Source organism: Lentisphaera profundi (assembly GCF_028728065.1).
GTDB classification, from domain to species: domain Bacteria; phylum Verrucomicrobiota; class Lentisphaeria; order Lentisphaerales; family Lentisphaeraceae; genus Lentisphaera; species Lentisphaera profundi.
Genome location: NZ_CP117812.1, coordinates 1,235,273 through 1,248,038, shown reverse-complemented (window position 1 = coordinate 1,248,038; position 12,766 = coordinate 1,235,273). Strand labels below are relative to the sequence as shown.

Annotated in this window: 11 protein-coding genes; 2 read left to right on the top strand and 9 right to left on the bottom strand. The window is 40.0% G+C overall.

Annotated elements, in window-relative coordinates; genetic code table 11:
- Nucleotides 1-178 precede the first annotated feature (178 nt).
- Entirely contained in the window at nucleotides 179-826 is a 648-nt protein-coding gene (locus tag PQO03_RS16380) for a glutathione S-transferase (RefSeq protein ID WP_274154270.1), read from the top strand.
- A gap of 190 nt (nucleotides 827-1,016) precedes the next feature.
- Here PQO03_RS16380 and PQO03_RS16375 read toward each other — a convergent pair whose 3' ends face one another.
- The 9 genes from PQO03_RS16375 to PQO03_RS16335 all read right to left on the bottom strand — a co-directional run bounded on the left by PQO03_RS16375 (nucleotide 1,017) and on the right by PQO03_RS16335 (nucleotide 12,187).
- On the bottom strand, nucleotides 1,017-3,260 hold the full coding sequence (locus tag PQO03_RS16375; protein ID WP_274154269.1) for a peptidase U32 family protein: 2,244 nt from the start codon (nucleotides 3,258-3,260) through the stop codon (nucleotides 1,017-1,019).
- A 449-nt stretch (nucleotides 3,261-3,709) separates the two neighbouring features.
- Nucleotides 3,710-4,471: a spermidine synthase gene (locus PQO03_RS16370; protein WP_274154268.1), complete on the bottom strand. Its 762-nt coding sequence runs from the start codon at nucleotides 4,469-4,471 to the stop codon at nucleotides 3,710-3,712.
- Between the two features lie 385 nt (nucleotides 4,472-4,856).
- Complete coding sequence (locus tag PQO03_RS16365; protein ID WP_274154267.1) at nucleotides 4,857-5,798, bottom strand: alpha/beta hydrolase; 942 nt, start codon at nucleotides 5,796-5,798, stop codon at nucleotides 4,857-4,859.
- Between the two features lie 160 nt (nucleotides 5,799-5,958).
- Nucleotides 5,959-6,741 (bottom strand): type II secretion system protein, encoded by a 783-nt coding sequence (locus PQO03_RS16360; RefSeq protein WP_274154266.1) that lies wholly within the window; start codon nucleotides 6,739-6,741, stop codon nucleotides 5,959-5,961.
- Nucleotides 6,742-7,315: 574 nt separating this feature from the next.
- Nucleotides 7,316-8,089 carry a leucine-rich repeat domain-containing protein gene (locus PQO03_RS16355; protein ID WP_274154265.1) on the bottom strand — a complete coding sequence of 258 codons (774 nt, stop codon included), beginning with the start codon at nucleotides 8,087-8,089 and terminating at the stop codon, nucleotides 7,316-7,318.
- A 144-nt stretch (nucleotides 8,090-8,233) separates the two neighbouring features.
- Nucleotides 8,234-9,343 (bottom strand): serine/threonine-protein kinase, encoded by a 1,110-nt coding sequence (locus PQO03_RS16350; protein WP_274154264.1) that lies wholly within the window; start codon nucleotides 9,341-9,343, stop codon nucleotides 8,234-8,236.
- Nucleotides 9,344-9,631 carry a hypothetical protein gene (locus PQO03_RS16345; RefSeq protein ID WP_274154263.1) on the bottom strand — a complete coding sequence of 96 codons (288 nt, stop codon included), beginning with the start codon at nucleotides 9,629-9,631 and terminating at the stop codon, nucleotides 9,344-9,346.
- Complete coding sequence (locus tag PQO03_RS16340; RefSeq protein ID WP_274154262.1) at nucleotides 9,625-9,951, bottom strand: RNA polymerase sigma factor; 327 nt, start codon at nucleotides 9,949-9,951, stop codon at nucleotides 9,625-9,627. Before PQO03_RS16340 ends, PQO03_RS16345 begins: the two co-directional genes overlap by 7 nt.
- Before the next feature lie 700 nt (nucleotides 9,952-10,651).
- The gene (locus tag PQO03_RS16335; protein ID WP_274150886.1) at nucleotides 10,652-12,187 is read right to left on the bottom strand and encodes a transposase; all 1,536 of its coding nucleotides are present in this window, start codon (nucleotides 12,185-12,187) and stop codon (nucleotides 10,652-10,654) included.
- A gap of 97 nt (nucleotides 12,188-12,284) precedes the next feature.
- On the opposite strand from PQO03_RS16335, the gene PQO03_RS16330 reads away from it, so the two are divergent.
- Nucleotides 12,285-12,620: a DUF6788 family protein gene (locus tag PQO03_RS16330; RefSeq protein WP_274150887.1), complete on the top strand. Its 336-nt coding sequence runs from the start codon at nucleotides 12,285-12,287 to the stop codon at nucleotides 12,618-12,620.
- Nucleotides 12,621-12,766: the final 146 nt, after the last annotated feature.

Below are 12,766 nucleotides of genomic sequence, written 5' to 3'. Positions count from 1 at the left end.
GCTGACGTGTCTAACACGTCAGCTGAGTATTGCTCTTTGTGGCATACTCAAAGTAAAAACGAGGAGTCCTCCTCACCTTAGAAAGAATGGCAAGTACAAAATTTAATAGACCACATTCAAGTCTCAATAAATGATGCCAACTGAAAAAGAAAGACCCTGAATAATCCGAGCGCTAATAGTGACTTACCCCATCTTATATTCTCTTCAGCACTGCCCTTATGCAATGCGTGCCCGTATGGCCTTATTAATGGCCCAAGAAGATGTTCTGCTCCGCGCCATTTCAACAAAAGATAAACCCAAAGAAATGTTACTTGTCTCTGCCAAGGGAACTGTCCCAGTACTTGTGCTCGAAAACGGGAAATTTCTTGATGAAAGTTTAGATATAATGTTATGGGCACTCAAGAAGAATGATCCTCATGACCTCCTCAAAGCAAGTGATCCCTCAATACTTATAAATATCTTAGCACTAATAGATGAATGTGATGTGGGCTATCGAGCCAATTTAAGTGCTTATAAACACGCAAAACGATTTCATATTGATACTGAAAACTATCTGAGATCTGAATGTGAAAAATATATTCAAAAACTTGAAGCCCTATTAGAAAATCAAAGCTACTTCTTTGGTGAATCACTGAGCTTGGCAGACCTGGCTATCCTACCCTTTGTCAGACAATTCGCTAATGCCGATAAGAAATTATTTAGAGACGCTCCTTATGAAAATCTCTCTCAATGGTTATCGGATTTCATGGCGAGTGCTTTATTCTCAAAAGTCATGAGAAAGTATCCTCTATGGAATGAAAACCATGAGCAATTTCTTTTTAACTAGGACTGTCTTGTGGGTAAATACTTTCACGATTACCCATAACAAGGGGCACAGCCCCTACTCGCCTGCTTAAGGATTGGCAAATCCTTACAGGGAGAGCTCGAGAGGGACAGCGTCCTTCTCGTATGCGCAGCATCATACCCTCTCTTCTGGATAATCATAAATACTTTTTATCTGACTGTCCGGCTCGGGCTTAAAGGCCCTGTACGTATTGAGCATTAGTTTTGACCTCGACCATTTGATGGAGAGCTGCTTTTGTTTGAGTCTCATCAGCAAGGAATTTCTCGAATTCTTGAATAAGTGTAGCTTTATCCAACTTTTCTTTTGATCCCGAACCAATATCCGTTAGATCAATAAAGAATTCATCAAAGAGACCCGAAAAGTCTCTAACGGCTTCAAGATTTAAAAATTGTTCGTGATTATAGATACTCGGGTACCCGCCTTTTTGCTTGTCAACGGCAAAAGAGATCCCTTTTACATTGGTAATCGTTGTCGCCTTTTCGCAACTAAGCATACAGTTATCTTCAATGGCCTTCTTCTTGCAACCCACGGTTCTTTGGAAAAAGCATTGGCGAGAAGTCATCATCAAGATGGGGTGATAAATACTATAGAGCAGCTTAAAATTCTTTGGTCGTCTAATATTCCTGATTTGATTGCGATTGATTTCATTTGAAATGAAAGCGCCTTTACAATCAAGAGCCTCTTGCATCGTGATTAAAGCATGTGAATTCGTCGTATTCAGGAGTGGGCCCGCAATCCACTCAATACCCATCTCATAGGCCTTGTATGCGATCCCTGAATTATTAGTCACAATGCTCTTTGGCTTACTTAATTCTAATATTCTAACCGCCTCAAGATAATCCTTGCCAATCAGTACGGCTGGAAACCATGGGATAAACCTTGGGTTTCTCAGTAGAATTTCGCTATATTTATCACAGCCAATCTTTAAACTCTCGGGTATTTTGAAATAGATATCAGCATTCGTTACATCACATAAATGAGCATCATTTTCATCACTAATCAGAAGAGATAGTTTGGGCACATCTTCAATTTTTGGATTTTGTGCAAGTTTTGGCACATCGGTATGGGGGACAATTTCAATTGATCCGTTAAGAACAAAGGCCAGTTCTTTTTTCATTGCCGTGAGTTCTTTAAAGGGGATCCCTAAACCGGCATTCAAATGAGTGCAATCGATCGGGCCTAAGATATAAGCTGCGTTATTAAAACTGCGCAAACGCTTTGTTAAGAGATCCGCAGTGATAGCCGCCTCTTTTGATGGGCGTAGTAAAGAACTTGAGGTGATAATAAATTCACGACCAGCTGTTTGGGCAGAGAAAATGAGTTTATCTCCTAGCACGCCCGTAATTGAGATGGCTAAGTCGGCCTTATCTATATTAAGACCTTTTATTTTGTCCGCAAGTGTGGCACCTAAGGCCTGTTTATCATCATAGAGAGATTTTTGAACTTCTTCAGTTTTTTGCTCACTTAGGGCCCCACTTTCTTCAAGAGCATACTTGGCGCTATAGTCTTTTGGACTATCAATGAACATGTCTTTTGTAAGCTTTCCCGTGAGGAATGAATTGGTGAAACTGCGATTAAATACTTTATGAAGATTTGCATCATCGCCCACAAGCTCACCTGATTCTATAAAGCTATCAATTTGCTTTCTCCAAGTATCAGTGACTGTGTAAACGTAGTGAGCGCCTTTTATACGACCCTCAATCTTTAGCGAATCTACTTTTGCTTCTATGAGTTGTGGCAGATCAAAATAGGCTGAATTATCTTTTAAATTGAGTGGATACTTATTTCCTGCTGCCGTCTCTTCATATTCATCACGGCAAGCTTGGCTACAACGACCACGATTCCCAGAGTTACCCACACTTACTGAACTCGAATAACATTGACCCGAAAAGGCAATACAAAGCGCCCCATGGACAAAGACCTCAGTCAGAATATTATTTTCATGGGCAAGTGCCGTTAATTTAGTAATTTCTGGAAGGTTCAATTCTCGAGAAAGATTGACGCGGCTGGCTCCTATTTTATGCAGAAATAAGATCTGGCCTTCATTATGCGTCGTCATTTGAGTTGATGCATGTATATCAAGAGTCGGGAAGTGTTTATTCACGAGATTAAACACACCCATATCTTGTACAATAATTCCGTCAATCCCACTATTCACAACTTGGTTTAACAACTTGACTAAAACGGGTATTTCGTGCTCTAAAATCACCACATTGAGGGTAAGAAAGACTTCACAATTATATTCATGTGCCAGTCTAATGGCGCCATTGAGTTCATCCATGGAAAGGTTAGAGGCACGGTTTCTAGCATTGAATGCATCGAGACCACAGTAAACTGCGTTGGCCCCAGCTACAACCGCTGCTTTAATGGCTTCTATATCACCACCAGGTGCTAATAACTCTAACTTTCTACTCATGTTTGATAACCTATTCATCTGTTTAATTGTGGCACTCACACCCATTTACGATTAAGCCGCTAAGGCCCTAAGATGAGTGCGCAGCACCATACCGCTTAGACAAGGAATGGCAATGGCTTGTCAAAAGCACCCTTAATGGATGGAGCATTAAAGGTTCGAGCTACATTTTCGCGAAGCCAGTCCGCCTGCGGAGGCTCTCCTAATGGATGGGAACTTAAGCGTATTTATACTTGCTACCACCTTTTTTAGTAGGGCCCCGAGGGCTCCTCGGCCACCGGAGGTATTTATAGCTTTTAATACATAGGGGCCTCTAATGGGTGGGAACTTAAGCACATGCCGAAGGTATGTAGTAGGGTAGCCACCGGATTTATCCGGTGAGTATTGTTAAAAAAATGATATTAATGCCGAAGGTATGAAGGAAACGCTCTGCAGCGCACCCCCCGGTGAGCTCATAAATCTTGTGTATTCCAGAGTAATTGCGCATGAGCTTCCATCGGAATCTTCATTTGCTCTTGAAAGTCTTTTGCTTTCATGAAAAATTCTTTACTTACTATCGAGGGAATGTCATTTTTGAATGCAAGGACAATTGTATTTCCGCTCTCTACTTCGAAACTCAGTAAGCGGTTTTCAAATTCCGCTGCCAGTAATTCATCTAGTTCTTCCCGTGAGTCAAGTGCGGTATGCCAGATATTGAGCACTAGAAGCCCTTGTTCATTGAGCTTTTTTTTACAATCACGCAAATAAGTTGATTGAACTTGTTTTGGCTCCATGCCCTGCGAAGTGTAGAGGTCTGAAAAAATAATATCGCTTTTAATGTCGGTGTTTTTAATATGATTTGCAGCATCATCTATATGAATGAAGAGGCGATCACTATCGGGCAAGTAAAAATATTTTTTTGCGGTATTCACGACTTCTTCACGGTATTCTATCGCGTGTACCTTCAAGTCGGAGAAACTACTGAGTAGGTTCTTTGCCATTGAGCCTGCACCCAAACCCATGATAGTAGCCGTTTTTAGTTCGGGGATAAATAATAAACCCGTCATCATCGCTTGAGTATAAGCCAGCTCTAAGCCATTAATGTGTTTGAGTTTCATGTAACTTTGATAAATTTCCCCATCAAAGCTGAGAATCAGACTCGTTCTTGTTTGGTAAACATTAATGGGGCCATGTTCATCTACTATTGATGAGATACAGGGGGCATTGATCTTCATGCTGTTTAATACCTCTTAAATACGCTGATATAAGTGCTAGCATAAAACCTAGCCATCCACTTTTTTGAATTTTAAACACTGATGTTCCTAAAGACTCTTACTGCTTAGTTGAGTTATTACAGTATATGAATGTGAATTTCAGTCTAGATAAGAGGATTTAATCAAAGCTGCGCATAAATAAAATAGCCCCCACCAGGCTTCTTAGCGCTCTCACTATTAGCCATAAAGCGGGGCTCCCCGCTCGCCGAAGGCATTTATCGCTTTTAATTATTATTTGAGTTCGAATTCATCATCAACCCCGGGCATTGTGCTCGGAGCTGCGAGGCTCTCCGCCCGTTTTACTTAAAACGCTATTTCCATGATTTTATCAACTAAAACAGCGCTATTAGTTCGGCTTTTCTTGTAGATAGTCATGAACCACCAGAAATTTCTCCATCGACTCAAGACAAAGTGGGAAGTAGTGAGGTCGAAAGCCATAGCCATGCTTACCCTCGGGAATCAAGTGCGTACTGAGCTGAATGCCTTGTTTCGCTTTAAGGGCCTTAACAAAGGCTTCTCCACCAAGTTCACTGCCTGCCTTATAGCCAATATCTTGACCACCATATCCCATCCAAATGGGGGGCAAGCTCGGAAGATTCAAAATTGGCCATACGAGAGATCGCGCTTCAATGCCAGGCTTGTGAAGCAGTACCCAAGCACTTTCACCAAGAATCGCATTAGGCTTTGCGTCAATTGCAAGATTGTCTTGTGGATCATTGATATCTTCTCGTAAAGTGGCTAAAGCTAGCGCCCCTCCTGCAGAGTCCCCACCTGCAATAACTTTATTTATATCTATACCAAATCGATCGGCATTTTTGCGTAGCCAGCGAATCGCTGATCGCCCATCTTTGACAGCATCAAAACCACCGCCATTAGCATTATCAAGAAGACGCAGGCGATAAGCGACACGAATATTGATGATGCCGAGCTGGGTGAAATGTTTGGCAAATTTTTGAAATTGTGATTGATGACCACCCGCAAAGCCTCCTCCGTGAAACCACAGAATAGCTGTGCGCTTGTCACTCGCCTTCCAATCTTGGGGGTAGTGAATATGCAGCGTGAGCTCACGACCAGTAACTGCTTTGTAAACGACTCCAGGCTGAGGATCGTCAAGTGTTTGTTGTCGAGAGCCCACTGTACTTCTAAAAAAGCCCTCATCATCAATTGTTTTCCATGTTTTACCTTCATCAGCGGAGTGCGATACTTCCCGGAAATCCATAGCCTTATTGCCATTGATATCTTTATCCCAACGCAGTTCATGTACACCAAAGCGGAAGCTTTCAGCCAATTTGACTGACTCATGACTTAAGTCATTAGCCCAGGCAGGATTAATGAATACCAGGCATAAACATATACTAAGAACTAATTTGATTTTTTCATGTTATTTCTTATAATCTCGTTAATTTCCGACACGTTTTCTAGGTGAAAAAACTCAACAAGTCACCTATTTACCTTGTTGCATCCCACATCGATCCGGTCACATTCGAGCCATCTAAGGCGACTGACCCACCACCAGTAGCTAAAGTACTTTCGTAGCGCAAGCTCTCCACGTGACCATCCACCATTAAATAATTTTGTTTCTGTTGATGGCGTGGATCATGAAGTGCAATCCCGTTAAACTGATTACTTGTAGCAAAATAACGGGAGCCACTTGATCCCAAGAATCCAAATTGATTAAATTCTTCTCCCGCCGCAATCGTTGAAGAGGGATTACTAACATCTGTTACGTTTATAATGCCAACTCCATGAGTCACAATCCAATCTTTTCTAAACATAAATATTCCCTTTCCACTCGTTGAAAATGGGTTCTGCTGAGTCATTGCGTATGAACTTTTATACGCATCTGGCGAAGGCCAAGTACTGCGAACGATATCATCCAATGGACAAATATAATGATCCGAACCTTTACCTGGAGCATTAACTGACGACAAAAAATCCAAGCTTTTCTCAGCTTTCGTTAAGTCACGACCATCATAGGCCCCTAAACTATCATCCCATGACTCATAAGCACCAGCATTGCCATCAGAGGACTCTCCGTACATAAAAAAGCCCTCACTATCATCTAGATACATCATCACAGAAACGCCCATCTGTTTCATATTACTTTTACATACGGCTGACTGTGATTGTTTACGAGCTTTGCCTAAGACAGGTAATAAAAGAGAGGCTAAAATACCGATAATGGCAATCACCACTAAGAGCTCAATCAGAGTAAATTTATTCTTTGTCATCCGTCTTTCTCCAGTCATTTAAAATTCATTATCTATAGAACAAATCAAGTAAATTCACTAGCGTTACAAGTTTTAGCTTTTTTTTGAGAAAATAAAAAATGGTACTTGCGTATTAAGTGTGGATAGATCATTTTCTATCACTAATAGATTAAAAGGCCAATGAATTAGATTGAGATGACGACCTTTAATTTGACTCATAGATTCAATCTATATTGTCGCCAAAATAGTAGCATTGAAGATGCCTTATGTTTTTAGCCTTGGGGGGAAGGCGAAGCCCACTCCCAAGGAATTGATTGTCCATCATTAGATCATCGAAGATGGTCAATTAATTCGCCCTCGTCGAGGACGAGATTTATAATGTAGTTTTCCACCAGGGTTTCACCCCAGGCTAAGTACATCAACCCTCTTCGAGGGTCTAGATCATGCCCTCTTAAAAAAAATGATTTTCAGGCCTCTAAGCTATTAATCCAGCATTGAATTAGATTGATCTTTAATTGCCTGACAAGGATGAGAACCAACTCGGCCTTAGGTCAAAATCAACTCTCTGGATCCTTAGCTATGCTTAATTTTCCTACTATTTAAACTTAACTTGAATAAGCTTAACGGAACTCGGAATTTGCTGAAGGTCCTTCGCGCTAAATTGTCCTTCGTGAATGACTAATTCTTCAAGTAAAGGAAAGTGGAGTACTTGGAAGATATCTTTAACTTCAGTGTGACTTATATTGAGTTTTCTTAGCGACCAATTAAATATAGGGCTAAGATTTCTAACCCCCGTATGAGAAATATTGAGTTCCTGTAGGTTTTTATTTTCTAGACTTTGTAATTGATATATCGCCGTGTTAGATACATTGAGAGAGCGCAGATTCTGACCTCGAAAACCAATAAAATCTGCTATCTTAGTACCTGAGAGATCCGCTGATAAGGCAGGGAAGTTTTGCAGGCATAAAATAGTTTTTAAACCCTTATTGCCTGAGACATTTAAATGTTTTGATTTTGGATCAAAACTAAAGTGCTTTAAGTTCATTCCCAAATTATGAATTACCAAGGCTCCCTTACAAAAAACGATGCGCTCCTCTGTACTTAAATCTGAAAAGACTTTTGCATGAATCAGGTTGGCAAACTGCCGTGATAATGACTTTCCTTGTAGCTCTTTTAATAAGCCGAGGTATTGCTCATGGCTCAATTCAATTGAATCATCATTTTTTAATTGGCTGTATTTTTTATTCAGCTCTGCGAGAGGACCCAAATCTTTCACTTCGTTACAAGCATCCATAGCTTGTTTAAATTCTTGCTTAATAAAATGGAGCTTGGCTTTGAGTTCCCAGGCATTTAAAAGTGAGGGATCCAAGTCGACTGCACTAGTGCAAAAATTAAGTGCACCATCAAAATCAAAGGAATCATAAGCTATTTCCGCACGTTGATAAAACTTTGGTGCCGCTGCACGGTTTATTTTTTTGTGGTATTCATTTTCAATTTTGTGTTTTTCGGCTTCTCACTTGGAGTTAATTAATGAAACAATTAATAAACCTAAAAACAGCACGCTAGCAAATGACGAAATCGCTGTCAAGGTCTGGTTGCGTTTAACCCAATAGCCCATAAGTTTTAAGAAGGATGCATTTTCGGCATGAGTGCTAAATCCACTAATAAAATTTCGTATTTCTTGCTGCAATTCTTTGACCGACTGATAGCGATCTTTAATGTCTTTTGACATCGCTTTTGTATAGACCGCTTCGAGTGCATAAGGGATAAGGTCACTACTTTCTGATGTCGAGGGTATTTCGGCCTTAAGCGTTTTATCTAATACATCTTTTAAACTCTCCCCTGAGAATGCCTTTTCGTAAGTCAGTAAAGTATAAAGAAGTGCTCCCAAGGAAAATATATCCGTGTGCTTGCCCTTTCGTTCTTTTATTAAACCCGTTTGCTCTGGCGCCATATAACCAGGTGTCCCTTTGACCGTACCATCCAAGGTTTTTTCATCAAAATCCTCGAGTGAGGGTGAACAAACATCCAATAAGGGCTCATCACATTCAGATGGTATGACATCTGCTAATCCCCATTCACACAGAACCACATCTCCGTATTCACTCACGCGAATATTGTCAGGTTTAAGATCGAGATGAAGAATCCCTCTTGAATGGGCATAGGCAACTGCATCGCAAACTTTTACAAAAACATCAAGACGATCGGTTAAATTATCAAAATGACTTAGCTCACCCTTTTTTAAAATCTCAATGATTTCTCCCAGAGATTGCCCCTCAATAAACTTCATCGTAAACCAAGGCATATTATTCTTTAAACCCACATCATATACCGGCACAATATTGGGGTGCTGTAAGGCGGCGTTAATCCGCGCTTCACGAATGAAGCTTTCTTTGCGCTTTGTATTGCTACTATCTTTCATCCTTGCCATGGCCACACGGCGACCCGTCTTCATATCAAGGCAGGTATGAATTTGTTTGATGGCTCCTTCACTATAAAATTCAAACTCAAGATAGCGCTCCCCTTGCCTTTTTAGTGCCTGCTCTAAGGGGTTTTCTTCCGGATTAAAAGTCTCTTCAAAAAGCTGACTAAATTTACTTTGAAATTGCTCTTCCTTCTGCATTTATAAGCCACCAGATTCGAGCTCTTGATTAAGTCGAAAAATTTCTTTATGCATCGCTTTTCTAATCCGCATTTTGTAGACGCGCACACTGCTTGTTGCTATATCAAATTTTGCGGCTAAAGCTGCGTTATCCTCTTCCTCAAGGGAGGCTTCAAAAACCGCTCTCGCTAATTCAGGAAATTGATCTTGTAGATTTTCCCAAGCAAGATTGGAAACATAGCTTTGCCATTCTTGATCAGCAATCTTATCTATTTCCGCTTCACTAATCATACTCAAGGTATCTAGCATATTATCGTAGCTGACATTGAGGCGATCATTACGACTAGATTTTTTTGATAAAAAGTATAGACCTGGTTTTTAATCACTTTGCAAAGCCAGGTTCGGAAGCGACATTTATCCTTATCGTAATTATAATTGGGAAAAGCCTTCCATACTCGAACTAAGATATCTTGAAGCATATCGTGACTATCTTCTACACTCACACCAAAATCTCGAATAACGACGTAGATATAGCCTTTATAATAATGAACAAAGTCATCCCAGCAGCTCTCATCTTTATTGTTCTGTAGTTTCTGAAGTAGTGTGACTCTGGTTTTATTACTATCCATCATAACCTGCGTATCGTTAATAAAATCAATGATCTTAGAGTATCTTAGCTCTGAAATTTTTTAACTAGCACATTAAATATATTCCTCAGCCTATTTAAACGTAAATCAAAGTTATCAGACTTCAATGCTTTGAATATGAATTCCTGTATTTCATTAATTTTTTACTTAAACACCACTCCAAAAACATCTTACATATTGAATATCAAGCTCTATTGCAGAATGGTGCTCACGGATTCAGCTAATAGGCACTTATCACAAAGTCTCATCAAATTTTATTTTGTCGCCTCTCTCAGATATCACTACTTATCTCCTATTAATTTGGTCACAATATAGATTAAAAAAGTGTAAGCCGCTAATGCTGTAAGCATGACTCAATTAAGCCCAATGGCGTAAGCCTTGGGAAGTATTATAGAGAATCGTGTTATGAATGCTGTAAGCATGGATTAGAGCTTTAATGCGTTCCTGCAGAACTCACTCATTGTTCATGTACTCGTTTTCCCTAGCTCTGACGAACTAGGCTAAGTTAATGCGTGCTTCCAGCACTAAAAAGTAAATCTAATTCCGTGCCCGATTAATAGCTTATAGGCATAAAAATCATTTTCTTTAAAAAAAAGCGGCATGATTTACACCCTCGGAGAGGGTGAATTTATTTAGCCTGGGGTGAAACCCTGGCTTTTATACACTTTTTTGAAGGGCTAGGTTAAAAGATATTTTGAGGATTATTTTGCAGTTCATTTAACAAGTCTTTGTGTTCTTGTTGAAATTGCAATACGGTCAAGACATCCATCATACCCCTGGATAAAATTGTTGAACCAATGGGGTCTCGCCTTCGTCCTAACCAACCGCCTCTACGAGCGATAAGAGCAAAGAGTCTCAAATTGATGTCGATCTTATCATCATTTGGGTGTTTCATGGCTTCTTTGACTTTATGGTATTCCTCATCGTCGAGAGAAGCTGATTGACTAATACCCGCAAGACTTCGGAGTTTCATGGTCATTTGAGCTGCAATAGTTATTAAAACTAGGTAACGGGCGACTTTGGAAGCTGAATTATAGCGTGCTTGCTCCAATTTATAAGTGGTCTTTAAGAGGCGAAAAAATTCCTCAATTTTCCACCTCAATTCATAAATTTTTCCAATATAGGTCATTTTTTCTAAGGTATCTACATCCCTGTTTGTAAAAAGAATCCACAACAAAGGTTCTTCACCTTCAGGAGGGTTAAGTTCTTTGATAACAACTAAATTGACATCTACTGCTTGCGGGGTTTTTATATATTTATGATTTCGTTTGGCCTGACGATATAAGCTGATTGGTACACTGCCTATATGTAATTGCGCGTTACGTTTAGCATTTATCTGCTCCGTTACTCGACCGCGTCCATCTAAGGGCAATTCCTTATAAGGACTGAGTGGGATATACTTGATAAGTTCACTAATTTTTGTACAGACATATCCATCTTTCATGGGATGTCCACCCTGTTTTTTTACAAGAGCGGATTCAGGTAACGCGTCAAAATTTGGTGTTTGAACATTCCGAATACTCTTGGCTCGCAGTACAAAATCATGGTTTTTATCCATCGTGGCTAACATGATAAAAATATCATCAAACTCCCGATCTCCTACATGAATTGGGTTCCACTCTTTCAAGTGCTCTGCACTAGCGCGAATATGAGAGACCATTTGGTGTTTATGGTTTTCTTTGATTTCTTCTAAATCATCTGTGCTCAGATATTTCTTCAGATACGAATCTGAATAATCCACCATATCCACATCGTCAGGCCCATCACAGTTAACTAGACAATCGTGAAGAACGCCTAGGACACCTCCATCACTTGGGTTGACCGCAAGGTTACAAACATACTCATAACCTTTCCCTTTGCCGTCACCAATAGCTCGTCGATCTTCCTTGGTAGTGTGATGATAATAGTCTAATAATGAAATATCGTTCATGACTAGTACATCACTTCCTTTGGGGTGATGTGCTAAGCTGAGCTCACGACGAAAACTACGCAAAGCCTTTAAACTAATATTTTCATTATCCATAAAACGATACGTAGAAATAACTTCACTCCAAGGAAGAGTACTTGGGGACCTACCCGCTATTTGACATGATGATCCCGTAGGTGAGTTGCTATATAGCTCCAGCTGACGTAGAAAAGCCTTCTTCGTAGAAAGATGTTTCATCCCAACTTTTTGAGCAAGTTCATGCCATAGCTCCAGTTCTTTTTCCGCTATCATTTTAATCACCTTCCATCGATTGATTTATATTGAAATAATTACCGATATCACTATAGTGATATCGGTAATTATTTCAACGAATAAAAGGGGCTTTATAATGAGTAAAACTGATCAGGAAATAAAAGCACGAATCGAAAGAATAAAACAGGAAATCTCTGAACTAGGAGAACTCCGACCTGGAAGTATTTCACAACAATATAATGTGTGTGGAAACCCCAGCTGTAAGTGTAAAGACAAGCAGGATCCCCAAAAGCATGGGCCATATCATAAGCTTAGTTATAGGAGAAAAGGCAAAGGATATACACAGTTCATAAAAGAAGCAGATCTACACAATGTTTCAGAGCAAATTCACAACTATAAAAAACTTAAACAATTGACTGGTGAATGGATAGACCTTTCCCTCGAATTATTAGCTCTTCAAAAAAGTGTATAAAAGCCAGGGTGAAACCCCAGGTGGGGACATACATTATAAATCTCGTCCTCGACGAGGGCGAATTAATTGACCATCTTCGATGATCTAATGATTGATAATCAATTCCTTGGGAGTGGGCTTCGCCTTCCCCCCAAGGCTAAAACATG